Here is a 24,330-nt window from a genome sequence, read left to right on the forward strand (position 1 = left end):
TTCTTATTTAGAGATATCTCTCTTAAAATATTTTTCTGATAGTTTTGTCAAAGTCCCGTCATCTTGTAATTCTTTGATAGCTTTATCGACTTTTTTGACTAACGCTTCGTCGTCTTTATGAAACATTGCAGCGACTTCGGTAGATTCATCTGATGTTTTAACAATTTTAATCGGTGCGTCAGGTTTTTGATTCAAATAGTCATAGTAAGTCACGTCATCATTCAAAGTGGCGTCTGCACGGTTATTGCCGACTAATTCGACTGCTTTACTGAAGCCATCAACACTAGAGATTTTCGCGCCAAGGTCTTCTGCCATTTGTGCGTAGTTGCTCGTTAATGACTGCGCAGAAGTTTTTCCTTTCAAATCGGCAAAATCTTTGATTTCATTATTGTCTTTATTAACGATCAGCGCTGGATGTGAGACAGAATATGGTGTGCTGAATAAATATTTTTCTTTCCGCTCGTCAGTGATCGCAACTTGATTGAAGACCACATCGGATTTGTTTGCGTCAAAAGCTGCTAACATTGAATCCCACGGAGCTTCGACAAATTCAACTTTATAGTCGATTTTTTTAGCAACAGCTTTTGCTACATCTACATCATAACCAGTTAATTTATCGTTATCATCCCGGAAAGAAAATGGGGAGTACGTTCCTTCTGTTCCCACTCGCAACGTTTTTTCTGAACTTGCGCTATCATCCGCCTTATCATTTGACTGGCACCCTGCCAAAAATAGGACTCCTACAACTAATAAACTAGCAATGGCAATCATTGATTTTTTCATTTTGATTTTCCTCCAGCGATCGTTTGCTTCATAAACGATCTGTTCTTAGTATTTTTTAGTCTTGTTCTTTATTTTATAAGCAAAGCCTGCTCTAAATCATTTTTTAAATCTTCAACTGCTTCGATCCCCACCGATAAACGAATCAATCCATCTTTGATACCTGCAGCTTCCCGTTTTTCTTTTGGAATCGAAGCATGGGTCATGACCGCTGGTACTTCGATTAGACTTTCGACACCGCCTAAGCTTTCAGCCAAAGTAATGATTTTCAATGCTTCGACAAATTCGGCAACGCGGCCTTCATCTACTAATTCAAAAGCAATCATTCCACCGAAACCGCGCATTTGTTTAACAGCAATTTCATGTCCCGGATGAGCCGCCAAACCTGGATAGTAAACGTTAGCAACCGCTGGATGATTGATTAAAAATTCTGCGATCATTTCTGCATTCTTTTGATGTGCTTCCATTCGTACCGCCAATGTTTTGATCCCACGTTGCAATAACCAGCTGTCTTGTGGGCCTAAAACACCACCAATCGAATTTTGATTGAAGCCGATTTTTTCAGCTAAATCTGTTTTATTTGTCGTTACTAGCCCCGCAACTAGATCACTGTGACCGCCTAAATATTTAGTCCCGCTGTGCAGTACAATATCAGCGCCTAAAGCCAACGGTTGTTGCAAATAAGGTGTCGCAAACGTATTGTCCACGATCGTTAACAATTTGTTTTTCTTTGCCCAAGCTGCACTTTTTTCTAAATCAATGATTTTTAACAGCGGATTGCTGGGAGTTTCTATATAAAGCGCCTTTGTGTGAGCTGTCAGCGCCGCTTCAATCTGTGTCAAATCTTGGCTGTCTACCATCGTATAACTCAAGCCCAATGGTTTAAAAACTTTTTCTAATAAACGGAAAGTACCTCCATAAACGTCGTCGCCCAAGATCAAATGATCCCCCGGTTGAAATAATGATAAAACTGCATGAATGGCAGCTAAGCCTGATCCAAAAGCAAAACCTTTCACACCGCCTTCAAGATCTGCAATCAGCTCCTCTAAGGCATTTCGCGTTGGATTGCCCGAACGAGAATACTCAAAGTCTCCTGGTTGGCCTAATTTTTTTTGGCGGTAAGTCGATGTTTGATAGATCGGTACGCTGACCGCTCCAGTCAATGGGTCTTCGCTGATTCCCCCGTGAATCAATTTCGTTGATAAATCCATGAATTTCTTCCTCCTAGTTTGTTTTATCTACGTTCAGCTATGCAGCGACAACACATGGTTGTTCCTCCTCTTTTGGGTAAAAATCCTAATCTTATCGACAAAAAAAGAGATGCAGACTATTAAAGCTGCACCTCTTGCAATCGCTAAAAATTAGAAATTTCCTTCTTTTTAAACGAGTCCAGAACAGTTAATAGACATGACAAAATGGTATGCTGCTTTCGGCACCATACAACAACACGCTGATTCAACTGATTGAAGCTCTATGCATTTCACCGTACTGCTTGTCATGAGTTCTGACCTCCTTAAATGATTACATTGAATTTAGCATTTACAAAATGAGAAGTCAATAAATAAGTCATTAAAAAATGTTAAATAACAAAAATCGCAACAGAAAATTTTCTGCTGCGATCAAACATCTTAATTGAAAACAAATTGATTTCGGTAAAGTTCCGCATAAAATCCGTTTTCTTTTAATAACTCGTGGTGATTTCCTTCTTCAATCACTTGACCCTCGCGTAAAACAACGATCCGATCTGCATTCAAAATCGTTTTCAAGCGGTGAGCAATCACAAAACTTGTTCGTCCTTTGATCGCTTCATCCATCGCTTTTTGGATTTTTGCTTCCGTCACTGTATCCACGTTGCTGGTTGCTTCATCCAAAATCAACAGCGCAGGATTGGTAATGATCGTCCGCGCAATACTGATCAATTGTTTTTGGCCTGTACTGAACAAATTATTTTCTTCGCTGATGACTGTCTCATATCCTTCATCCAAACTTATAATGAAGTCATGGATGTTCGCCTGTTTAGCCGCCGCGATAATTTCCTCATCCGAAGCATCTGGTTTACCAAAGGCAATATTTTCTTTGATCGTACCCGAAAATAAAACAGATTCTTGCAAAACGATCCCAACATGTTGACGTAAACTATCCAGATCGACCTCTCTAATATCTTGACCATCAAATGAAACAGATCCGCTATTTACATCATAGAAGCGATTCAACAAATTCATAATCGTCGTCTTTCCAGAACCCGTTGGTCCAACTAATGCTACCATCTCGCCTTTGTTTACTTTGATTGAAACATCTTTCAAGATCAGACGGTCATCATCATAGCCAAAATCAACATGATTCAAACGAACCGCATCTTTTACATCCGTAAGTTCCACACCATTTTCTGGTTTTACTTCATCAGGTTCATCAAACATTTCATTCAACCGTCGCGCACCGGTCACAGCTAATTGAATCATGCTGTATCCAGAAGAAATCTGCATCAATGGTTGATAATATTGTTGCGAATATTGAATCCCGATCATTTCACCTGATTGAATCGAAAAACTAATATCTTTCAGCGTGTCTTTTTCATCTCCCGGATAACGGAAAGACACATGATCAAACCGAACACTGCCGGATAGATCTTGTTCGGGAACATCTGGATAAGTCAAATCTGGTTCTGTTTCTAAAATTTCATTGATCCGTTTTAATGAGACCGCTGCACGAGAGGTCATCATCATCATCATTCCACCAATAATGATCGCCATCATGATCTGCATCAAATAGTTCATAAACGATGCGATTCCACCGATTGCTGACGGATCCTCCTTCACTAGATTGCTGACAAAGAAGATTGCTCCAACGACTGCTAAGTTGGCCGCCAACATAAAAGAAGGAATCATGACAGAAAAGAGTGTTCCGACAATGATATTGTGTTTCGTCAATTCTTCACTCGTTTGACTAAAACGCGTCAATTGATTTTTTTCTTGAACAAAAGATTTTACAACGCGAATCCCTAAAAGATTTTCTTTTGCTTGTTCATTGACTTTATCGATCAATGTTTGGATAATCATAAAGTGTTTGCCCATTTGCGTGAACGATAAGCCCGTAATGATGACTACGACAACGATCAGCGCAACGATCACCCACCACAATTGCGGCAATGTGATCATCGCTAAAATGAGACTGCCGATAAAAAGAAAAGGAATTCTAAACAATGATTGCAAAGCGATCATGACTAAATTTTGAATTTGAGTGATATCATTCGTCAAACGAACGACTAAGTTTCCTGCAGAAAACTGTTCGATATTTCCAAAAGAAAAGGTTTGGATTTTACGAAAGGCTTCCTCGCGAATATCCGCACTGACACCCTGAGCCACTTTAGCGGAAAAAATCGTGTTAAAAAAACCTGCAATTAAGCCTAATAAAGCGATACTAATCAAGTAAATACCTAGTTCAGATATTTTTCCTCGGTCATCTCTAACAATTGCTTCTAAAACTTTTTCTAATAATTTGGGTTGCCACAAAGAAGCGGCTACCATGATACTTACGGATAGTAAAGACACTACAGCAGCCGGAGTGTAGTTTTTTACGTGTCGCAAAATCAATTTCATTTTATCGCCTTCTTTCAAAAAATTGACGGCTCTTATTTAACACTGTAAAATAAGAACGAGAGATAATTTACCACGATACAAAATGAATTGCAAGAAGAATGATTGTCATTTCAAAAAAAACATAAGGAAGGAACAGTACAGTGGCCGAAAATAAACTTACCCGCGAAAAAATCGTTCAGGAGGCGTTTGACTTATTAGCAGAAAATCAAACGATCGAAGCATTATCGATGCGAAAACTCGCGACTCGTTTACATGTTCAAGCACCCGCACTTTATTGGTATTTCAATAATAAACAAGCGTTGCTGCAAAAAATGATAGAGACGATGGAAGAGGAATTGATCATCCCCGATCAAAACCTAGTTTGGCATGAACAACTTTTTCAATTTATGGAAAGCTACTATGATCTCTACACAAAATTTCCTTGTGGTGCTGAGCTTGAGATTCACACGGTTCCAGCTTACCCTAGCCGCTTGGAACATTTAGAAACGATGGCACAACTATTGATTTCAATCGGTTTGTCGCCTGTTGAAAGTCACAATGCTTTACTTTCGATGCATCATTTATTGATTGGACAATTGATCGATCAACAACATGAAGACATCTTGCGAAAAGATTCCTTGAAAAAACAAAATGAATTGATGGTCTATGTTACTAAAATGCGCGACTATGCCAATGAACATCAGTTGTCTTCCTTGGTAGAAAACTTTGCCCATCGGCGGCAACAAGATCCAAAGGCAAATTTTTTAAACAGCATTCGAATTTATTTAGCCGGTATAGAAAAGAAGTTGTCATAGAAACGAAAAAGAGCTTAAACAATCGTTTCTGGAGTACTTTTTATTCGGAAAAAGAGGGAGTGACAAGATTTTTGTCACTCCCCCTTGCATCATTTGTTTAAAATATCAGCGACGCCATAATATCCTGACGGCTGTTTCGCTAAAAAGACCGCACAGTCACAAGCTCCCTTGGCAAAGCCGCGCCAATCGGTCGAATGATGAGTGATTTCCAGCCGTTCTCCAAGGCCACTAAATAAAACTGTATGACTGCTTGGCGTATCTCCCATTCGAACAGAGTGAAATCCAATGGTTCCTGGTTCTCGTTCACCGACTCCTTCACGACCATAAGTTGCTACGGCTGAAAGTGTTGTATCTAATTCAGCGGCGATCAACTCGCCCATCTCTTTCGCAGTGCCGCTTGGCGCATCTTTTTTCCAGCGATCATGCATTTCCACGATCTCAATATCCGTTTCTTTGCCGATTGCAGCTGCGGCTGTTTGCAATAACTGATTCATCACGTTTACTAATTTAGACGTATTCGCCGCATAAAGTAGCGGAATCTCCTCACCCGCATTACGAAACAACTCTTTTTCTGCTGAAGTGAATCCAGTTGTCCCGCAAACTAACGCTTTTTTATATTTTTTTGCCAATTGTAAAACATCTAATCCCATTTCCTTAGTAGAAAAATCAATGATGACGTCACATATTTCAATTACTTCTGTTAAGTCATCTACCACTGGTACACCCAAATCATATCCTAGTGATGCCACTTGCCCTAAATCTTGACCAATATAGTCGCGCCCTTTCGGACCAACACCTGCAACTAATGTCAATTTCTCACTAGCAGCAGCAATTTGCGTGATCAAGCGCCCCATTTTCCCGCGCGGTCCTATCACGATCGTTTTGATCATTTTTTCTCCTCCTTCTTTAAAAAAATTTGTACTAGGCTCTTTAATCCCAATTTTCTCTGCTAAAGCAAAAGATTCTTTTAACGTCATTAAATAAACCGTTTTCAAAATCATAGCATGAAACTCCTTAAAAAAAATCACCTGAGAAATTTTCTATCAAGTGATTAGAACAGCATCCGCAGAAATGACCAAACATAACGCAGCAAACGATACAAAATGAATAAAAGAAACAGATTTCCTAAAATAAAACTCATAGCATTTCCTGCACTTGCTTTTAAATTCCGCAATGTAAAACGTCGCAAAATACGCGGCACTTTAGTATAACCGTTGCGTTTCAGCCGAAAATTTTCTTCATAAGTAAGATCAAGCATGTCGTAATAAACGATCTGCAACGGTTCCCGCGAAAAAAACGCCTTAGAAAAGCCGACCATCATCGTGTATTGCTTGTTATTAGAAGGCAGATTACGAACACCTTTTTTGTTAATTCGCGTTTTTCCTTTCGCCAACACATTGTAACTATACTCTTCTTCTTGAATTTTTCGAATCTGTACCTCAGGCTGATTCTCTGCCAAAAAAGCATGATAGACCTCTGAAAATTTTTGCTTTTCTAAAAACAGATAGCCCCCAGCACCGGCGATCGCGATCATCAACAAGAGATTCAACATCAAATTATCTTGAAAAATCCCGCTGTAGATCATGATAATAACTAAGGCAATCCCGCAGATCACGATTCGTTTCCAATAATAATTTTGATACATGATCTTGATCGTACGCTCATAATACTCAAAATCTGATGCAACAAAGTCCATCGTTGCTCCTCCTAAAAATTTTATTTTTATTTAGTATAACGGAGTGACCAATGAATGTCAGGATAAATAAATCATCTAGTAAAAATACAGCCCCGCTTTAAAGTTCTCTTTAAAAATGAAAACATTCTCTATCTCCTATTCTTTGTTTTCAGCGCGTATAATGACAATAGAAAAATCATTATTTTCAATTTATAAAGGAGCCTATTTATGAAGATTGCCATCATTCTTTCAATCGTATTATTCATCCTAGTTAATCTTTACCTTTTTTTAGTTTATTTCAAAGAGAAAAAAATCGAAGATACGTCGGAAAGATTGGCCGTCCTATTTGGGGTCAATATGAGTGTCTTATTTGTAGACAGCTTGATTCTTTTTTTCGGTGCGCTAGCAGAAAAAGGATCTTTCTTGTTGATTATTTTTGCGGCTTGCTGACTTCTTCCAGCCTCATTTTTCTAATTGCTTCGACTTTACCAAAGTTTGTTCTTCATAAATGAGTAAAAGGATCCGGCTAATTCTGCCGGATCTTTTTCACTTATTTTAATTTCTTTATTCCAATCTGTGCCGCGCCGATTGCTCCAGCGTACTGGGAAAGTTCATCGCTTTTGACTGGGGCTGCCACATATTGTTCTAAGACTTTTGCAAAAGTTTCGCTTTTTGATAGACCACCAGTAAACAATACTTCTTCACCTCTAACCGGTCTAAGTTTTGAATATTGGCCGCTGATTCGCTGTGCAATAGAATGCAAGACTCCTAGCGCGATATCTTCGCGTGCTTCGCCTTTTGAGATCAAACTGATAACTTCTGATTCTGCAAATACCGTACACATACTATTGATTGTGACTGGCTCTGCCCCTTGAACAAAATGATCCAAATCAGAAATATCTTCCCCCAAAGTTCGCATCATCACCTCAACGAAACGGCCAGTTCCAGCTGCACATCGATCATTCATATTGAATTCCACAACACTGCCTTTGCCATTTAGCTGAATCGTCTTACAGTCTTGCCCGCCAATATCGATCACTTGTTTCACTCCAGGGTGTAAATATTCCGCTCCTTTACTGTGACAGGTGATCTCTGTCACTACTAAGTCAGCCGGCAATAACTTGCGGCCGTAACCGGTTGTCACAAGTTTTGCATTTTTTATTGCATGATTTTGCTTAAAGTATTCAACGACTTCTGACATCGCACCTTTGGGATTACCGGCAGTCGGGATCAGATATTTATCCAATAACTCGCCATTAGAAAATAGAACACCTTTTGTCGTCGTCGAACCTGAATCTAAACCGATTGTGTACATACAGCATCTTCCTCTAACATTTCAATAAATGCAGTTACGCGTGTGTTAATCTGTTCGATATCTGAAGTCGAATAATCCGTTTCTAAATACATATAAGGGATGTGTTTTTCTTCGTTCAAGAAACGTTTGATCTTCAATGACTCTACTGAAAATGGGATGCAGTTTTGCAAAACCATATCGATCACGCCATCGACTTGATACTCATCGACCATTTGACTCAGCAATTCTTTTCGTGGCTGATTATTCGTCATACAGGCACAACCGATATTGATGTATTTATCGGTCAATGCTTGATAGACATCAGCTTCTGTTTCATCAACTAAGCGTTCCACTGCTTTGGCGACTGTACAATTTTCATAGGCAACGACTATCCCACCGTTTTCTTCGATCGCTCGAATAACTTTTTCAGTGACTCCGCCCATTGGTGATCCTGTTACTAAGATACGCGGTTTCTGCTCCAACCGTTCACCAGCTTCATATCTTTCTTTGACTTTAGCCGTCGTTTCAGCCAGCATTTGAATCACTTCTTCTTTATCAAACTTATATTGCGAACCGTACATCACTTTGAAGATCTCTTGCCCTGTAAGTGCTGGTGGATTCAATTGACCTAACTGATAAAAATCTTTCTTTGCTTGACGCTCGCGATTTTTCAAAACGATTGCTTCTCGAATTTTTTCATCCGTGATTTCGACCCCAAGAAAATCTTCCAGTTTTTCTTTAAACCGGATCAATTCGCTGTACCACATTTTTTTACTTTCTTTCGTATTACGCATATGCGGCAATTGCATCAAATACGTATCTTTGAATTCTTCCATATATTCATACATTTTCTTCTTGCCATCACACGTCGTTTCTCCGACAACTAAATCAGAAAAATAAAAATACGGACATTTATCCGTCTTTCCAAAACCATAACTTGATTTAATCAGCGGACACAAATTGCGCGGTAGATCTTCTTCGGCATCAGGGATCGTTTCATCTGAAGTCGAACACAAACTGATTTGAATCGCTCCGCCAGCCAATACCAATTCTTCCGGCATAAAGGTGCAATACACTCCCACGATTGGTTTGCCCGTCTCTTTTATTTCCTTGACTGTCAAAAATCCTTGTCTTCTTGCTTCGCCAAATTCATCAAAAATCTCCGGCAGGCTTGTCCTTACTTCCACATTATCCATTCCTTTCTCATTTTGAGGCTTTTGTTTTTGAATCGTTCCATTGAAAACTTTGCCGTATACGCACCATTCATTATTTTCCTCAACAGAAAAAAGCACGCCTAAAAAAGACCCGCTCCTGGATAATCACTACTTCAACTGATCCAAGGAGGAAAAATAGTTAGTTGCTGCACTTAGAACCTCTAAGCTTTGCGGCACTCAAAGTCATCGGCTAACCATTTTTTCCACCCCCTGATGTAGTCAAAAGTTATGAATGTCTTGAAACAAGACTCATAACTTTGTGTAAGCATTTACAATCACTTCCCTCAGTATAACGAAGGTATTTTTCTCCCGCAAGCCTACTAAAAGAGAATCGTTCTCATTATTAAATGACTAGCTAATGATTTTTTTGATTAAAAATTTTTTGAACTAAACTTTATTGAAAACAAATAATCGATCATGTGGTTGCTTCTCTGGCTTGCTGAATTTTCTATAGACTTCTTTGACACAAATAAAAAGCCCACACTTAGCAAGCAAGTGTAGGACTTTCTATTCGTTACTTTATTTGTGTTGCGGCTAATGAAAAATCGCCAATGGCGTTTCGTATACCCGCCACACTGGTCATATTTTTAGTTAAGACGACCAACGCAAATGGATTGTCTTCAGTCAAAACCAAAGCAATATCATTTTCTGCATTGTCGAGTTCGCCAGTTTTATTAGCCACTGTGATTTCTCCAGTTAATTTGCTGGGTATCTTGGTGCGAACAGTCTGACCTTTCATAATCTCAAGCATGGTTGATTGCGGATACGCTCCTTGTTGCTGATAGAGCTTCTTTAAAAAAGCCATGCAGTCATTTAATGAAGTATAATTTTCTTTGCCTTGACTGCGTGCGGCATTGTCCAACATTTTGCGTTCTAGCCGGGTATCTTGATATCCTTGTGCTTGAAAAAACTGATTCAATGTATCCATGCCAAAATAGTCGATCAACACATTGGTCGCACGATTATCACTTTGCTGGATCATTGGAACAACCCAATCATTGATTGTTCTTCCTTGCACGACTTCTGCTGGATCAGCTTTAGTAAAAGCATACTCCATAATAAAAACTTTGATCACGCTGGCAGAAACGGTTGGAGCAGAATTGTTACTGGACAACTCTTGATTGTTTTTAAAATAATAAACACCATAATACACTTGTTCCGCATTCGCCAACAATTCAGCAGGATCTAACTGCGGCTTTGTTGGCGAATGCGTACTGCTGCTTGTACGACTAGCTGAATTAGTCGTCGCTGTGCTGATTTCCGCACTCGTTTCAGTTTCTGGCTGCGTACTTACCTCTGTCTGACTGCTTTGTTCTATGGTTTGTGGCTTATTTTGTTGCGCAAAAAATTTATTCGCAGCTACATACGTCGAACCCGCTACTAATAGAAATAAAATCCCTATCCAAATTGATTTAGCAGTGCCAGATTTGTTCGAGCCTGAATGTCTTCCCAAAAGGTTTCATCTTCTTCCTTATACGTTGTTTTATGAAATCCAGACTTCGTTAACTCCGCCATTTTTCACCACGCCATCAGTCAATGCCAAGCGTGAAGAATAAGAAAGATATCCATAATAAATCTGAGTGCCGCCGCCATTGTCCCAGGTCACAGTGATCTTTACGTTCGGATTGATCGATTTCGTATCTGGCATATCAGAAGGATATTGTTCATTTGTTTCATAACTTAAAACATCCCCGCTGGCACTAGTGATCGTTGCTTCACCAAAATATTGGGTGCCGTTCACATTTTTTTGAGTCACACTGCCATTGGCCCCAATAGTCAATGCACTTTGTTTTTGGCTTGATTGTGAATAATAGAAATAATACGTGTTCGCCCACTTAGCATAATCCCCGCTGAAAGTACTCGAACTTCCTGAAGTGGTCACCGCCGATTTATTGGCTTCTTGGGCTTTTTGAGCGGCAGTTTTATCTTCTTCTTGCTGCAAACCTTCTTCATTTTTTTCAGTCAATTCATCCACTTCATCAGCGATTGCTGAAAATTCACTCTTACCTAAGTCGCTAGCAGAAATTCGGCTTAACTTTAGATTTGATTTCTTGTACTCACCGTTGATCGTCATTTCTTTGGCTTCTGCAATGATGTCATCGTATTTGCTTGTGTTTGTTAAGCTGGAGGACGACGTTGCACTTGGTTGAACAACCTGATTATCTCCGCGACTTGCCATAGCAAAACCAACGCCCACAACGACTGCCAATAACGCTACTCCCGCGATAATGAACGGCCATTTAGGAACTGATTTTTTATTTGGTGTATACGTTGCTGAACTCGACAAATCTTGCAAGTTTGTTCCTTGAGTTCTTTTGGGTGATTCGTCCACCTTAGCAAATTCAAACCCGCAGTGTTCACAAAATAATGACTGATCGCTGTTTTCTTCCCCACACTTTGGACAAATTTTCATTTTTAACTCCGCTCCTTTTTGAGTTAGATTCACTAAAATAATAGGCTCATTTTATGTTTATTTTATCACATTCCCCCCACTAAAAATCATGAATGTTTTTATAATGCCTGTCTCTTTTGTAAAAAAAAGAACCTACCCTTATGGTAAGTTCACTTATTCAAAGTAGCTGCCAAACTGAAATCAGCAATGGCATTTCTTGTTTTTACGATATCTGAAACTTCTCGGGTCAGTACGACAATTGCAAATGGTTCTTCTTTTGTCAGCACAAGTCCGATGTCATTTTCAATTTTCTGCTGTTCACCGGTGATATTCGCTACCGTAACATCTGCTGGTATTTTTTTAGGAAGCTTCGTACGAATCGTTTGTCCGGTTAACATCTCTAACATCATTTTTTGCGGTACTTTTTCACGTCCGTCATAAATTTTTTTCAATAATTTCATGCAATCATCTAACGAGGTATAATTATCCCCGGCTTCAAATGGGACGTTGATATCAATCATCCGATGTTCGATCCGCGTATCTGAATATCCTTGCGCGGCGAAATAGGCATTCAAATTCTCCATGCCATAATGATCAATCAAAACATTGGTTGCACCAAGATCATTTTGCTGGATCATCGGTGTCAGCCACTCCGTTAACTGTTTGTCTTGGATTACTTGGTCGCTGCCGCCTGCTTGCGCGAGGGCATAGTCCATAATGAATAATTCGATAATATTTGCGGCGGTTGTCGGTTCAGAATTTTCACTGGAGATTGTTTGTTCATTTTTAAAATAATGAACACCATAATACACTTTCCCCGCATTTTTAGTTAAATCAGCGGCTGCTTTGACCACTGCTTTTTTAGTTTGCGTTGCGGTTGTTTTAGCGGTCTTTTTTTCACTAGTCTTTGTTGTCGTCTTTTCAGAAGAAGCTGTCGACTCCGTCTGTCTGTCCTTTTGGTCGGTTGGTTGTTTCGAGTCGGCAGTCTTTGTTTCTAACGTCGTTTGGCGTTCGTTTGCGGCAGCTTTTTCTGATTTTTCAGTTGAATCATTTAACCGTGTCACGCCAAAATATACACCGCCGATCAATAAAAAGGCGATCAAACTTGCTGCAAGATATTTTCCTAGTTTTGTTTCTTTAGGTGCGCTATGTCTGCCCAAAATTTCCACCTGCTCCCTTTCGACTAACTGTAACTCCATTAATAAGTTTATCATATTTAATCATTAAAATAATATATTTTGAAAAAAATGCAGCTATCCGTTAATAAAATCAATGAACTTTGCGGACAAAAAAAGCCTCCAACGATTTCTGAAAAAAATCGGGAGACTCTTCATTAAAAAGTTTATTAGACATTACATCAATTGATCAAATCGACTTTCAATCACCCCTAAGTGCAACTGGTCAAAATTTCTGAAGGAGGGACAAGTCAGCGTTTCTTGACTGCAATCTTCGGCAAGATAAATCGGCCTGAAACCTAAATCTTTAGCTTCACACAAATTATCTAATGAATCTGAAATGAAATTGACTTTTTGATGTGCTAAATCCACCTGCAAAAAATCGACCAATCCTTGCGGAATCTGCTCGGTTTTTTTACCCAGTACCGAAAAATCTAAGTAATCGGCCAGATGGTGTTCCAATAAAAGTTGATTCATCTTCGCTTGATCATAAAAAACCATACCGATTTGCTGCTTGCGACTTTTTAAATAGTCCAACAATTGTCGGATCTTCGTTTAATCTTCATTCAAAAAAACATGTTCGCTAGAAAACACAAAAGTTTCGATCATTTCAATTCCTCCTATTATTTGTTCATTATTTCACTATTCGTTTTAAAAAAAGAGTTATTCCTCTATTTTTTATTTGCCCAGCAATAACCCATTGCTTAACTTTAAACCTACAGTACTTTCTAAGAACTGTCAATTTTTGTTAGTTGATTCACTAGTGTTTTTCGCCTAAAAGAGCTCGTTCTATCTATAAAAAAAGGAGCATGATCTCATCAATCATGCTCTCTAGTGTATTTTTATAATAATTCTTTTACTTTATTGAATAGTGTTTTAACGTCTTCTGGACGCGTATCGCCCGTTTCTGCATCAATAATTGAACTGTATACATGAGGAATGACTTTCTTCACGCCTGCATCCAATGCAATTTTAACGATTTCTTGGAAGTTTTCCAAATCGATTCCGCCAGTTGGTTCCAAATAAAAATCGTGTTCTGCACAAGCTTTTGCTACTGCTTCGTATTCTTCTTTATGCGCTAAACCTTTCATTGGGAAATACTTAACTGAGCTGCCGCCCATATCTTTCAACAAAGCGATCGCTGTTTCGATCGGTACGATAGCTTCTGGTGATTGAGAGCTCAATGGACCCGTTGCAATATTAACGTAGCCAACTTTGCCGCAAGGAGAAACTAAGCCGTTGATGATCGTGTCATTTTGTCCCAATAATGCTCGAGATGCGCCGATACCAGTGAAGACTTGGTTCACATGTTGCGGTTGCAATTTCCCTGAGATTCGTGAAACCATTTGACTTTGGTTTGGGTCACCGGCACCAAGTCCGACTGAAAGGGCGTTGTTTGTTGCCGCTTGGTATTTTTTCATATCTTCAATAGCAGTTGCATCGCTGTCATAATTTTTTGATAAAACACCTAAAACTACGTGTCCTTCTGCTGCACTGTAACAATCACGCGCATTTTCGACTGAATTAGCTAAAACGTTTAAACTTACTCGATCTTTATAATAATTTGGGGTTAATGACATAATTGTTTGCTCCTTACTTCTATTTTAAATTTTTTCTTTAGAAAATTAGATCAGATTCCCTTGTCAAAATAATCTGGCAAGTATTAGACATTACATGATTGCTTTTAATCGTGTAACGATTTTGTTCATTTCTTCTTCGTTTACTGCACGGATATCAAATTCAATGATACCGTTATTGGCTTGATATTCTCGCGTATAAATTGCTGGATCTTCTGCTTTTAATTCAGCAATGACTTCTATACATGCAGTAAGAAAGCTTCTCGGTATTCTTGGCTTAGTTGATCGCGAAACAGCAATATTAATTTTTCATAAATCGTATACGCTTGTAAGATCAGTTCTTTGCTGAAATCTTCTAATGACGCCCTACTTCCAGCCGATTCCAACCTTAATTTTCTGCCGCTTTTTTGCGGTGATTGACTTAGAATTTTTTTAGCTGCCTGCTGGATCTTGTCTAGATCTTGCTTTGTCGGCAACGGATGAACTTTAATAAATTCACAATCTATTCCTTCGATAGGAAAGATACTGATAACTAAATCTGGTTCTTTCTGTTTGATAACTTCTTGTGCATTCAGCACCGAAGCAAAAGCTGCGATTTCGATATTGGAAAGTTCCTCAGAAATCTTTTGCTTGATCAAACTTGTTACCCCTAATCCCGTCGAACAAACATAAACTACTCGGACACTCCTTAAATCCGCTTCTTTCTCATACGAAACGAGAAAGTGCAATGCGATATACGCGATAAACGAGTCGTTGACTAGCAAGCTTGTTCCGCGGATCTCTTTCAGTACAACCTTTTCGATTGCTTCAAATAGCTGCGGATATTTAGCTTTAATGTCGTCTTTAAAAGGATTGTATTCATTCACAAATTTTTGTTTGCGCGACAACCGCATCGATAAATGCGCGTAAAGATTGGTTAAAAGCTGCGGATCATTATAAAACGCATAATTGATCTTTTTGCTTACCTTTTGGATTAGATTTTCCGTTAAGAGCATCACATCTTGAGTCGGGCTATTTTCAAAGGTATCACTGTAAATGTAGCGATACTCATCTTCAAACAACGGCAATTGATAATGCGCAAAAACTTGTTGCATCAATAAGTAAGAGAGCTCTTGTTGCTCTTTTGGATCATTCAGTAACTGATAACGACCGATCGTGTATTCATTTTTTAAACGAACCGTCGCGATCGCTACTCGGATCAGCATATTCAGCAATTCTGCGTAATTCAAATCGGATGTATCGATCTGTTTCAACAGTTGCCGCATATCCGTCAGTACTTGATTCAACACTACTTGAAAAGCAGTTCCCTTAGCGGCATACAATTCGTAGCCTTCGTGTTTTTCACTTTGCAAAAGCAGATCCATGATTTTGTAGATGTCATAATCAGTCAAATCTTTTTGAAACACCTTTTCGATCAACAAACGAATTTGTCGTTCCGGACCAGTGATCAAAAAACCTTTGCGCGGCAAACGTTCAAGTGTCATTCCTTGAGCATTCAACCGTTTTTCTAATACATCTAAATCATGCAAAATCGTATCCTTGCTGACAGCCAAACGTTCTGCGAGTTCAAACGAAGTCACCGCTTGATTTGTAAGCATCAATTGGATACTTAAACGATCCAAGCGTGATGTTTGATCAGCAAACAACTCTAAGCGATCGACATCCATCAGCTCGCTCTTCAACTTGATCCGTTCGGAATCACTTAACACTAACCAAACCCCTTGGCTTCTTTTACTGGTCAAGTCTTGATTTCTTTCTTGCAGCCACAGCCGAATAGTGTCGAGATCATATTTGATAGTACGTACGCTTACATTTTGCTGGTCCGCTAACTCCTTAGTCGTTGTTGCCGCTGAACTTTCCAGCAATTGAAGAAGAATCTGAATCTGTCTTTTAGTTATCTGTTGCATCATGCTCTCTCCTTACATTTATAACTATAGTGCGTCATTTCACTTATAACAATATGAAATCCTTGCACTTATTCTAGTGCAAAAAATGCAAATATCATCAAACGTACAGTCAGTTCTACGTAAAACAGTTCAAAAATACTACACATTTGCTGACAACTCCACTTAATTTGATTGCACTAACGATTAATTAAAATAATACCACATCGGTTGATGCAAACTTTTTTCAAAAAATTTATTTTATAAACAAAAAAAGTCTTTTCCCATTTTTGAACAAATCAAAGGGAAAAAACTTTTTATTCATTAAAAATTACGATGTAAGTCAGTCTTTATAGGCTATTATTTCATCAACTTCCTTAATATATAAGATAAACCCAACCACAAGAATAGGCTGACAATAATCGTAATGACCCAACCTATTGCACTATGCTCTAACGGCAGCGGCATGTTCATACCAAAGAACCCTGAAACGATTGTCGGAACGGTCAACAACACAGATAACACCGTCAAAACTCGCATCGTATCATTTAAATTATTATTTAAAATATTGTTGTAGGTTCCTGACAGCTGCTGCAAAATTTGTGAAGAGAGTTGGGTCATTTCGACTAACTGCTGTGCTTCGATCAATACATCATCCAGCCGTTCTTTTTCTTGATCACTCAATCTGCGATAGATTCCATGGCTTTTGACCTGTTGCACTAACAATACATTTTGCCGTGAAGCTGTCACAAAATAAACGATGCCAGTTTCTAAATCAGACAATAATAATAAATTTTGTTTTGTCGTTTTTTCTTTCAGCAGATTACTGATGCGCTTGCGCTCGCGATCCATTCCCTCAACAAATGGGAAGTACTGATCCGAAACAATGAAAAGACTACTGAAAAGCAATTCAAACAAGGTGCTCTCAGGATTTTTTTCTAAATAATTTTTGATTTCAAAATATAAATAGTTGCTCTGCTGTGTGGTAACAGTGATCAATGTTCGATCGACTAAAATAAAAGTCACCGGTACCGTCTCATAGTGATTATCGATTTTACGACGGTTGGGTGCGTTAAAAATCAGCAGCAAGACATCCGTCGCTTGGTCATAGTCTAAATGTGCTCGTTCATTGCGGTCCAACGAATAATCCACAAACTCACGATCAATCCCAAAATCACGATAAAGATTTTTCAATTCTGCTTCATTTTCTGCATCGATATTGATCCAGCGATTCATCTTTTGATTAAACACTTCTTTTGTATACATTTTTCCGTCTCCTATATCATTTAGCCCGCCTGCATTTTATCATAGAAAGTGTAGGGTCACAATTCGCCTAGAATCAAGAAAAAAGACTGTGCCGAAAATCGACACAGTCTTTTGATTAAAACAAGGGTGTTTCGATCACTTCCACAAACTTTGCACTTGTTACATGGGTAAATAATTGTGCGCCATCTTTTTCAAAAAGTGCTAATTCAGACAGCTTCTCCAACTGCACTCGAACTTCTGCACTCGTCAAATCTTTGTTTGGGTCGCTAAAACTCCAATGGTGCATTTTGCCTAAACTATTTTCAAAGGTACCGGACAATTTCAACATATCGTTTCCTCCTCTTATTTAGTGATTCGTGATTGCTCAGTCAGCACGATTCCGTCCAATTGTTTGTCTTTAGATAAACTAACTAAAATATCGCCTAAAGCCAAAGCCTGCTCTTCAGTTGGTGCATCGATTACATGACTGAAATTGACATTTTGTTTTTTTCCATCAGCTTTTTCTAATTGTACTTGCAGTTTGTTGCCAATTTTTTGAATCATCTGAAATTCCTCCATTGTTCTTTTTTTGTAAGGTCGCGACTGCTTACACTATTATTAACGTAAGTTTTCCATCCAATGCTTACCTAAAAAATTATTTTTTAACTAAAGCGCTCAGCTAATTTTCGTTTCCAATTCAAAACCGTGGAGCGACTGACTTTATAAGCACCCATGATTTGTTTCATCGACAGACCTAAACACAACCGAGCAAACAAAAAGCGTCGTTCACCAAGCGAAAGTTTCGGCCACAAACGTTCTAAAAAATCTTCCCACAAAATACGATCTTCCATCGAGACTTCCTGCTCTAAATCATAGTGCATAACTTTTTCGATCAATGTTTGTTGATATTGCTGTTTCCGCTGATGATCCCGCACTCGCCAACACAAAAAGCGATACATCAACGTTAATTGATTCGTGTACTTTAAATCCAGCTGTTGACTCTTTTCAAAAAAGCTGAGCCGGATTATTTGTAAATAGTCTTCATAGTCAGGATTATTACGGAAAATGCTGCACGTGATCAAAACTTTATGAAACATGGGTTCATATTTTTGTACTAATTCTTCTGCATTTTCTGTCGCCATACTCTCTCCTTCCATTTTATTTCGGCCGATACCGTAAAGATGAAGGAAAATTAATTTTTTTACGACAATCAATTTGACTGGTCTTAAAGCAATATTACAGTGACAACCTTTACCGACCCGCTTAAACCGACTGTTTCTGCTTTGATATTTTTTCTAAATCGGTAAAATCAATTTTTGGTTTTTTACTATTTTTTGCCAAACTAATGGCACATGATCATGTAAATTAAATGAAAGAAGGAAATCAAATGATCCGACCAATGATTATCGACATCAGCGAGTGGCAACATCCTAACCAAATCAATTACCCATTATTGGCAAAACAAATTGATCACGTGATCGTACGTGTGCAATATGGTTCTGCCCATTGCGACAAGTTTTATCAAACCCATTTGCGGCGCTTTCAAGAACTAGGCGTCCCTACAGCCGTCTATGCTTGGGTCCGTGGAACAAATCACGCGGATATGGCTCAGGAAGCTCGTATTTTTTTTGAACGAGCAAAAATTTTTCAACCGACTTTTTATTGGCTGGACGTAGAAGAACAGAGTATGTCAGATATGCGCGGCGGGGTCGAAATGTTTCGACAAACATTGAAACAGCTGTCAGGAAAAAAAGTCGGTGTCTATGTCGCTCACCACTTATACCGTTCCTTTAATCTTGCGGTGGAAAATTTCGATGCGCTGTGGCTACCAAGTTACGGCAGCAACTCAGGCAGTTATCATGGAATCAAGCCAACCGTCAATCAAAATTATGATCTTCATCAATACACGTCAAAGGGGCGTTTGCCAGGATATAATGGCTTCTTAGATTTCAATCGCCTAGCTGATAGAAAACCATTCATTTTTTTCACTGATCGTCCGCAAGATTCGACTGCTTGGGGAATGGCGGAAAAAGGCTCCTTTTCTTTAAAAACTGCGATTCATTTGCGTACCGCACCAACTATCCACGCACAAAGTCTCGCGATCTTACAAGCTGGGCAAACGATTGATTACGACGCGTTTGCTCACGAACAAGGCTATGTTTGGATCCGCCAAAAACGAGCCGATGGAACTTACGGCTATCTAGCTACCGGGCCATCGGATGGTCAAAAGCGGACTGCGCCAAGTTGGGGCGTCTTTTATTGATCACGACGTTTACGAAAAAAATTCAGAGCAAGTACTGATCAAAAGCTGTCAGAGTAAACAAAAAAATAAGCGATGAAAGAAAAATTCTTTCATCGCTTATTTTTTGATCATCACTTGCATAAATCCCCAGTTTGTCGGCAGATAATAGCCCGCTACTGATAAGTTTTTTAGATCGCTGGAAACTAGCTGCCCTGTGATGTAATAAATTCGTTTAGCTTGGCGCTCTGCTGCACCGAGTTTTGCTAATAAACCGTTCAACTCATATTCTGCCATCAGATAATAATGAAAGTTGAACCCTTTCAAACGTTCATGCGTGATCGCACCTTCAAACGTCAACAATTTTTGTAACTCTTCATTGCTGAATGATAGGTCCGTCGGTGTCAAAGTCAAGCCTTTGTAATCAAATGAGTTTGTCATTACGCCACCCCTTTGATTTATTTTACCATATCCGAAATCGGGTCACTATCCCTTCAGCCATTCACGAGCATTTTGGACTTCTTCCATCGTTACTTGATGACCATGAGTTGTTTTTACTGCCGCAACTTCGGCATTCCGATCGCGAAAAGCTGAAACCAACGTTGAAAAAGAAAGATCGCTGACGATCGGATCTTGGCCCCCGCCGTAAGAGACCCAAATAGTTTTATCTGCTAAATCAAATGATTGTGTGTGGACTTCTAACGACATCGGATGGAAAAAGATTCCTTTAGCTAAAGCCGTTTCTCGTTCCAACAATAAATGTGCCGCAATATTGGCACCATTGGAATAACCAACTAAGATCCAATCTGCTAACGCGATCCCTTTTTCCTGGCTGATCTGTTTGATCACATCATGCAAGTTGTCTGTTTCTTTTTCCAAGCTCTCAAAATCAAATTGATTCAACCCATTTCGTTTAAAGAAACGATTCATTCCTTCTTCATTAACCTCTCCTCGAAGAGACAAGATCGTACTATCTGGATCTAAAACTTTTGCTAATTCGACTAACGATGTTTCATCGCCGCCTGTTCCATGCAGTAAAATAAACTTTTTTCCATTCGGTTTTCCCGCTTGATAAAGATATTCCATCTCTACACACCTCACTTACTTATTGTAAGTTATCATAAATTAGTTTTTTGGACAAATTTTCTGTTTGAAAAAAACTAGCTCGTCTAACGGTTGGTATTCGCAGAGTTAAACAGCCATTCGTTTTTTGATCAAGCTGAAAAAATAATAACCGATCATACAGCCTGCAAAGTTTGTCATGATATCCCAAATATCAAAGGTCCCTAAATAAAAAAGATATTGCAACGTTTCGATTCCAAGGATCGTTGTCAAAGTAATCACAACCGTTTCTGCTTTTTTGGCCCGCATCCCATACAAACAACCTAATGGGATGAAATAGCACGTATTTAAAATCAGCTCAATGACCTGTTGCTTGTTATTCAAATACAATTCAAAGGGATTTAAATTGAAGGAATGATACGTCTGCGCTTTTGTAAACAACATGATGAACAACAACAAAAAATAGCCGCTGTAAAATAAATACAAATAACTATTCCATATTTTTTTCTGTTCCCATTGCCAATAAAAAAGCCATAAACTAAAGAAAATAAATAACCAAAGCGCCTCATCCGTATAGTCAGAGCGCTGGACCATTCCGGCTAAACGCGGATAAGTTTCCAATGTCGGCAAGACTAAATAATAAACCGCGCCATAACTCGCTATGAAAGAAATAATACCTGCAACGATTTTTCTCATCTGATCCCCTCCTCGCTATAAAAACAGATTAGCTCAATCGAACAAATAAGTCAGTAAATTCAAAGAAAGCTTAACTATCTTGTCGATTTTTTAAACAAAAAAAACCAAAGGCATGCCAATGGTCGTTTAACTAGTTCAATTGAGTATTCGCGATAAATTTATCAATCCGCTCTATTTCACGAATGATCGTAGGAGCTAACTTTCCAGCTTCGACGAAAAAATTTCTGATTAACTACGCTGAATAGAACTTCCTGCTGCTCTTCTTTTTTCATGGGGCAAGCTGATTTTTTCCCCAAGCCACTGTTCGATTTCTTCTGAATAATTATCTAATCCTGCCGCCGGGGTAAAGGTCAGCTCACCTAGAAAAAGCTGACCGTCATTAACAAAAAAATCTACTCTAACAAAAGGAAAATCTTCGGCAAGAATTCGGCCGTAGTCAATCATTTGCTCAAATTGGGGCGGCAAATCGATAAACTTCAAACCGCTAGTCTGAATAGGCTGAGCCATTTGTTCATCCGCATCGATTTGCAAAACTTTCCCATTGAGATCTGCTGTAATATAAACTGTTTTTCGATGACCAACTAATTTTTCTTGTTTTTCCCACAAATACGCCTCAAGCATATACGGCTCGCCATTACAGAAAAATATTTTCCAATCTCGCTCAATATTTGGGATATATTTTTCGATGATGAAGCGGCTTTGCATCTTTTCGTAATGAGGTTCTGCTGTCGCTAAGCCAAATACCTGTTTCTCCCATTTTTTCAAAATTTGCTTGAGTTCATCCACAGATAGCTGAGCCAGATCTCGAACGATCAGATTCATTTTTGACGCATTGGATTTTTTGATCACAAACTGATTCGGCAGTTCTGTCCACTGTATATCCTTAACTGAATCAGCAAGAGCAACCATCGGAACAGCAAGATTCGCGAGTTGTTTCTGCTTTAAAAAAGCATGCAATCCGATTTTATCTCCGGCTAAAATGGCTTTTTCATCATTGGCATAATAAAGCTTGAGATAATTTATTTTTTCGGTGAATGTTTTCGGATTGTTTAGATTCAAGTCATAGTTGTATCGTTTTTTAAAAACATTTTGCACGTGGCGTTTATCGCTCATTAGATATTTATAATAACCATATTTAAGTTTTCGATACAGCGAATTAATAGACGCGTTCGCTTTGATTTTTGCTTTGAATGTCATCCCTGCTCCCTCTTTCATTTTAGAGTTTAACAATCGAAAAGTCCGCGAAAAAATTAGGGTCAAGTTGCCTGAGTAAATTAGTCTTGCTGCTTGTTTTCTTGTAAATACCTCTGCACCATTTCTATTAAAGGATTTACTTTCAAAATACTTGTCAGCAAAATATAAATACTCACCGCAATAACCAGCTGAATACAATTCGTAATGATAGTTGATGGCATATTTGCAGATACGATTCTTGTAATGATCATCATCGTGAAAGCAGAAAGTGTGAATGAAATGATCTTTTTCAGATTGAACTTGAATTCCGTCTGTTTCAAAAAGGATTTCAATCGTACAAAAGTTACGAAAAATTCAGCTAAAATATTTGAAAAGACTGCGCCAAAGAAGCCGAAGAATGGCAATAAGATAATATTGCCCAGCATATTGATTCCCGCACCAATCGTGACTGAGCGATTGTATTTGTTCACTTGGCCGATTGGGATTAGATATTGCGTTGCAAGAGAAGAGCCTAATGGAATAATCACTATTAAAATTGAAAAAAACGGGACGATATAATTCATGAATAAAAACTGATCTCCAAAAAACCACGGGATCAATTTGTCGTAAACCGTCAACATCCCAAACATGATTGGAATAATGAAAAACAACTGTAGATGCAGTGTTTTTTCCATCAGTTCAATAATCCGCTCCGTATTATCTTTAGCAAATAAACTACTCATATGCGGCAGTAAAACCATATCTAGCGTAGTGATCACTGTAATAAATACCGTATTTATTGTCACTGAATTCGTATAATACCCAACTGCGGCACTACCTAAAACTACTCCCAAAACCGTTTTATTCAAATTTGTATATAAAACAATGGCTACTTCCGGTAAAAAGAACTCAACGGAGCCTTTCAGATGTTTAAAAATATTACTTAGACTGATTTTTTCAAAAACAATATGTTGTTTGATAAAAAACCAGACGAACATCTGTGATGCTAGTAGGCCAGTTGTTTGAATCACCGTATAAATGATCAGATCAGATCGATCTTTAACCAATAAAATGATGGCTGTAAAAGTGATGGATTGGACGAGTACATTACAAATACTGGTTTTCTTAAAATCCTCGATTCCCATAAAAAACCAAGAAATATCAAATAAGACTGCTAAAATAGTGATTCCCTGTACATATAATATGAAGCGATTTTCAAAAAAACTGACCGTAATCAAGTACACGAACAAAACGACGAGAGTAAAAATCGCTTTAAAGAAGAATAGCTCCAAAAATAGTATAGAGATATTCTCATCACGGTTATACGCTAAAGCAATCGCTCGATTTCCATACATGGCGACTCCTAAGCTGGCAACCAAGACAAAATATTGGGCGATCGAATTAGTATAATTATATAGACCGACCCCAGACGGTCCTAACGCTTTTGAGACGATCGGGATCGTGATAATGGGGACAATAATTTTCATCACTTGAAAAATAATTTGGTAAATGAAGTTTCTAGCAACATTTCTCAC

General features: G+C 38.6%; 25 protein-coding genes and 1 pseudogene. 3 read left to right on the forward strand and 23 right to left on the reverse strand.

Translation table 11 applies throughout. The annotated features are described in order from the left end of the window. Nucleotides 1–3: 3 nt before the first annotated feature. The 3 genes from FFM68_RS01935 to FFM68_RS13315 form a co-directional block, all read right to left on the reverse strand. Nucleotides 4–783, reverse strand: coding sequence for an amino acid ABC transporter substrate-binding protein (locus tag FFM68_RS01935; protein ID WP_137617751.1), 780 nt, complete (start codon nt 781–783; stop codon nt 4–6). 68 nt (nt 784–851) lie between these two features. After that, nucleotides 852–1,991, reverse strand: coding sequence for a cystathionine gamma-synthase (locus FFM68_RS01940; protein WP_137617752.1), 1,140 nt, complete (start codon nt 1,989–1,991; stop codon nt 852–854). Nucleotides 1,992–2,408: 417 nt separating this feature from the next. Continuing rightward, complete coding sequence (locus FFM68_RS13315) at nt 2,409–4,376, reverse strand: ABC transporter ATP-binding protein (protein ID WP_239585023.1); 1,968 nt, start codon at nt 4,374–4,376, stop codon at nt 2,409–2,411. A 140-nt stretch (nt 4,377–4,516) separates the two neighbouring features. Between FFM68_RS13315 and FFM68_RS01950 the strand changes: the two genes are divergently transcribed. Next, nucleotides 4,517–5,170 (forward strand): TetR/AcrR family transcriptional regulator C-terminal domain-containing protein, encoded by a 654-nt coding sequence (locus FFM68_RS01950; protein WP_244925801.1) that lies wholly within the window; start codon nt 4,517–4,519, stop codon nt 5,168–5,170. 89 nt (nt 5,171–5,259) lie between these two features. On the opposite strand, the gene dapB is transcribed toward FFM68_RS01950, so the two are convergent. Together dapB and FFM68_RS01960 are read right to left on the reverse strand one after the other, a co-directional pair. After that, complete coding sequence (dapB, locus tag FFM68_RS01955; protein WP_239585024.1) at nt 5,260–6,171, reverse strand: 4-hydroxy-tetrahydrodipicolinate reductase; 912 nt, start codon at nt 6,169–6,171, stop codon at nt 5,260–5,262. Between the two features lie 50 nt (nt 6,172–6,221). After that, nucleotides 6,222–6,866 carry a hypothetical protein gene (locus FFM68_RS01960; protein WP_137617753.1) on the reverse strand — a complete coding sequence of 215 codons (645 nt, stop codon included), beginning with the start codon at nt 6,864–6,866 and terminating at the stop codon, nt 6,222–6,224. Nucleotides 6,867–7,073: 207 nt separating this feature from the next. Between FFM68_RS01960 and FFM68_RS01965 the strand changes: the two genes are divergently transcribed. After that, nucleotides 7,074–7,295: a hypothetical protein gene (locus FFM68_RS01965; RefSeq protein ID WP_137617754.1), complete on the forward strand. Its 222-nt coding sequence runs from the start codon at nt 7,074–7,076 to the stop codon at nt 7,293–7,295. A 100-nt stretch (nt 7,296–7,395) separates the two neighbouring features. On the opposite strand, the gene FFM68_RS01970 is transcribed toward FFM68_RS01965, so the two are convergent. From FFM68_RS01970 to FFM68_RS02030, 13 genes and pseudogenes are all read right to left on the reverse strand, one after another. Then, nucleotides 7,396–8,160, reverse strand: a complete 765-nt coding sequence (locus FFM68_RS01970; RefSeq protein ID WP_137617755.1) for an acyl-CoA dehydratase activase — start codon at nt 8,158–8,160, stop codon at nt 7,396–7,398. Beyond that, a complete protein-coding gene (locus FFM68_RS01975; protein WP_137617789.1) occupies nt 8,142–9,326 on the reverse strand; it encodes a double-cubane-cluster-containing anaerobic reductase in 1,185 nt (394 codons plus the stop codon). The genes FFM68_RS01970 and FFM68_RS01975 overlap by 19 nt, the downstream gene beginning before the upstream one ends. A 541-nt stretch (nt 9,327–9,867) precedes the next feature. Beyond that, nucleotides 9,868–10,806: a serine hydrolase gene (locus FFM68_RS01980; protein WP_137617756.1), complete on the reverse strand. Its 939-nt coding sequence runs from the start codon at nt 10,804–10,806 to the stop codon at nt 9,868–9,870. A gap of 30 nt (nt 10,807–10,836) precedes the next feature. Beyond that, the gene (locus tag FFM68_RS01985) at nt 10,837–11,766 is read right to left on the reverse strand and encodes a zinc ribbon domain-containing protein (protein WP_137617757.1); all 930 of its coding nucleotides are present in this window, start codon (nt 11,764–11,766) and stop codon (nt 10,837–10,839) included. A gap of 149 nt (nt 11,767–11,915) precedes the next feature. Further along, nucleotides 11,916–12,905, reverse strand: coding sequence for a serine hydrolase (locus FFM68_RS01990; RefSeq protein WP_137617790.1), 990 nt, complete (start codon nt 12,903–12,905; stop codon nt 11,916–11,918). A 192-nt stretch (nt 12,906–13,097) separates the two neighbouring features. Beyond that, on the reverse strand, nt 13,098–13,460 hold the full coding sequence (locus FFM68_RS01995; RefSeq protein WP_239585026.1) for a hypothetical protein: 363 nt from the start codon (nt 13,458–13,460) through the stop codon (nt 13,098–13,100). A 302-nt stretch (nt 13,461–13,762) separates the two neighbouring features. Beyond that, nucleotides 13,763–14,500, reverse strand: coding sequence for a 2-dehydro-3-deoxy-phosphogluconate aldolase (gene dagF / locus FFM68_RS02000; RefSeq protein ID WP_137617758.1), 738 nt, complete (start codon nt 14,498–14,500; stop codon nt 13,763–13,765). Between the two features lie 90 nt (nt 14,501–14,590). Next, a pseudogene (locus FFM68_RS02005) lies at nt 14,591–14,737 on the reverse strand (SelA-like pyridoxal phosphate-dependent enzyme); the annotation flags it as partial. Then, nucleotides 14,737–16,404, reverse strand: a complete 1,668-nt coding sequence (locus FFM68_RS02010) for a BglG family transcription antiterminator (RefSeq protein WP_137617759.1) — start codon at nt 16,402–16,404, stop codon at nt 14,737–14,739. The pseudogene FFM68_RS02005 and the gene FFM68_RS02010, both read right to left, overlap by 1 nt. 336 nt (nt 16,405–16,740) lie before the next feature. Further along, the gene (locus tag FFM68_RS02015) at nt 16,741–17,646 is read right to left on the reverse strand and encodes a magnesium transporter CorA family protein (RefSeq protein ID WP_137617760.1); all 906 of its coding nucleotides are present in this window, start codon (nt 17,644–17,646) and stop codon (nt 16,741–16,743) included. A gap of 115 nt (nt 17,647–17,761) precedes the next feature. Continuing rightward, nucleotides 17,762–17,974, reverse strand: a complete 213-nt coding sequence (locus tag FFM68_RS02020) for a DUF2922 domain-containing protein (protein WP_137617761.1) — start codon at nt 17,972–17,974, stop codon at nt 17,762–17,764. Between the two features lie 14 nt (nt 17,975–17,988). Then, nucleotides 17,989–18,189 carry a DUF1659 domain-containing protein gene (locus tag FFM68_RS02025; protein WP_137617762.1) on the reverse strand — a complete coding sequence of 67 codons (201 nt, stop codon included), beginning with the start codon at nt 18,187–18,189 and terminating at the stop codon, nt 17,989–17,991. 98 nt (nt 18,190–18,287) lie between these two features. Further along, nucleotides 18,288–18,767 (reverse strand): RNA polymerase sigma factor, encoded by a 480-nt coding sequence (locus FFM68_RS02030; protein ID WP_167483430.1) that lies wholly within the window; start codon nt 18,765–18,767, stop codon nt 18,288–18,290. Nucleotides 18,768–19,012: 245 nt separating this feature from the next. Here FFM68_RS02030 and FFM68_RS02035 point away from each other — a divergent pair, with 245 nt between their 5' ends. Next, nucleotides 19,013–19,888 (forward strand): GH25 family lysozyme, encoded by an 876-nt coding sequence (locus tag FFM68_RS02035; protein ID WP_174784490.1) that lies wholly within the window; start codon nt 19,013–19,015, stop codon nt 19,886–19,888. Between the two features lie 96 nt (nt 19,889–19,984). Here the strand turns inward: FFM68_RS02035 and FFM68_RS02040 are convergent, their stop codons facing one another. From FFM68_RS02040 to FFM68_RS02060, 5 genes are all read right to left on the reverse strand, one after another. Continuing rightward, complete coding sequence (locus FFM68_RS02040; RefSeq protein ID WP_239585027.1) at nt 19,985–20,305, reverse strand: hypothetical protein; 321 nt, start codon at nt 20,303–20,305, stop codon at nt 19,985–19,987. 45 nt (nt 20,306–20,350) lie between these two features. Further along, nucleotides 20,351–20,950, reverse strand: coding sequence for an alpha/beta hydrolase (locus FFM68_RS02045; RefSeq protein ID WP_137617765.1), 600 nt, complete (start codon nt 20,948–20,950; stop codon nt 20,351–20,353). 105 nt (nt 20,951–21,055) lie between these two features. Then, the gene (locus tag FFM68_RS02050) at nt 21,056–21,622 is read right to left on the reverse strand and encodes a VanZ family protein (protein WP_137617766.1); all 567 of its coding nucleotides are present in this window, start codon (nt 21,620–21,622) and stop codon (nt 21,056–21,058) included. 228 nt (nt 21,623–21,850) lie between these two features. Continuing rightward, nucleotides 21,851–22,819, reverse strand: coding sequence for an ATP-grasp fold amidoligase family protein (locus tag FFM68_RS02055; RefSeq protein ID WP_167483431.1), 969 nt, complete (start codon nt 22,817–22,819; stop codon nt 21,851–21,853). Nucleotides 22,820–22,896: 77 nt separating this feature from the next. After that, nucleotides 22,897–24,330 (reverse strand): oligosaccharide flippase family protein, encoded by a 1,434-nt coding sequence (locus tag FFM68_RS02060; RefSeq protein WP_137617768.1) that lies wholly within the window; start codon nt 24,328–24,330, stop codon nt 22,897–22,899.

The organism is Enterococcus xiangfangensis (assembly GCF_005405365.1).
Classification (GTDB): domain Bacteria; phylum Bacillota; class Bacilli; order Lactobacillales; family Enterococcaceae; genus Enterococcus_A; species Enterococcus_A xiangfangensis.

What these genes read in the sequence shown, in the direction of transcription:
- FFM68_RS01985 (WP_137617757.1), bottom strand. Translation starts at nt 11,766, where the DNA reads ATGAAAATTTGTCCAAAGTGTGGGGAAGAAAACAGCGATCAGTCATTA.
- dagF (WP_137617758.1), bottom strand. Translation starts at nt 14,500, where the DNA reads ATGTCATTAACCCCAAATTATTATAAAGATCGAGTAAGTTTAAACGTT.
- FFM68_RS02010 (WP_137617759.1), bottom strand. Translation starts at nt 16,404, where the DNA reads ATGCAACAGATAACTAAAAGACAGATTCAGATTCTTCTTCAATTGCTG.
- FFM68_RS02045 (WP_137617765.1), bottom strand. Translation starts at nt 20,950, where the DNA reads ATGGAATATCTTTATCAAGCGGGAAAACCGAATGGAAAAAAGTTTATT.
- FFM68_RS02035 (WP_174784490.1), top strand. Translation starts at nt 19,013, where the DNA reads ATGATCCGACCAATGATTATCGACATCAGCGAGTGGCAACATCCTAAC.
- dapB (WP_239585024.1), bottom strand. Translation starts at nt 6,171, where the DNA reads ATGATTTTGAAAACGGTTTATTTAATGACGTTAAAAGAATCTTTTGCT.
- FFM68_RS01965 (WP_137617754.1), top strand. Translation starts at nt 7,074, where the DNA reads ATGAAGATTGCCATCATTCTTTCAATCGTATTATTCATCCTAGTTAAT.
- FFM68_RS02015 (WP_137617760.1), bottom strand. Translation starts at nt 17,646, where the DNA reads ATGTATACAAAAGAAGTGTTTAATCAAAAGATGAATCGCTGGATCAAT.
- FFM68_RS01960 (WP_137617753.1), bottom strand. Translation starts at nt 6,866, where the DNA reads ATGGACTTTGTTGCATCAGATTTTGAGTATTATGAGCGTACGATCAAG.
- FFM68_RS13315 (WP_239585023.1), bottom strand. Translation starts at nt 4,376, where the DNA reads ATGAAATTGATTTTGCGACACGTAAAAAACTACACTCCGGCTGCTGTA.
- FFM68_RS02040 (WP_239585027.1), bottom strand. Translation starts at nt 20,305, where the DNA reads ATGACAAACTCATTTGATTACAAAGGCTTGACTTTGACACCGACGGAC.
- FFM68_RS02030 (WP_167483430.1), bottom strand. Translation starts at nt 18,767, where the DNA reads ATGGCGACAGAAAATGCAGAAGAATTAGTACAAAAATATGAACCCATG.
- FFM68_RS02050 (WP_137617766.1), bottom strand. Translation starts at nt 21,622, where the DNA reads ATGAGAAAAATCGTTGCAGGTATTATTTCTTTCATAGCGAGTTATGGC.
- FFM68_RS02025 (WP_137617762.1), bottom strand. Translation starts at nt 18,189, where the DNA reads ATGATTCAAAAAATTGGCAACAAACTGCAAGTACAATTAGAAAAAGCT.
- FFM68_RS02055 (WP_167483431.1), bottom strand. Translation starts at nt 22,819, where the DNA reads ATGACATTCAAAGCAAAAATCAAAGCGAACGCGTCTATTAATTCGCTG.
- FFM68_RS01970 (WP_137617755.1), bottom strand. Translation starts at nt 8,160, where the DNA reads ATGTACACAATCGGTTTAGATTCAGGTTCGACGACGACAAAAGGTGTT.
- FFM68_RS01940 (WP_137617752.1), bottom strand. Translation starts at nt 1,991, where the DNA reads ATGGATTTATCAACGAAATTGATTCACGGGGGAATCAGCGAAGACCCA.
- FFM68_RS01935 (WP_137617751.1), bottom strand. Translation starts at nt 783, where the DNA reads ATGAAAAAATCAATGATTGCCATTGCTAGTTTATTAGTTGTAGGAGTC.
- FFM68_RS02020 (WP_137617761.1), bottom strand. Translation starts at nt 17,974, where the DNA reads ATGTTGAAATTGTCCGGTACCTTTGAAAATAGTTTAGGCAAAATGCAC.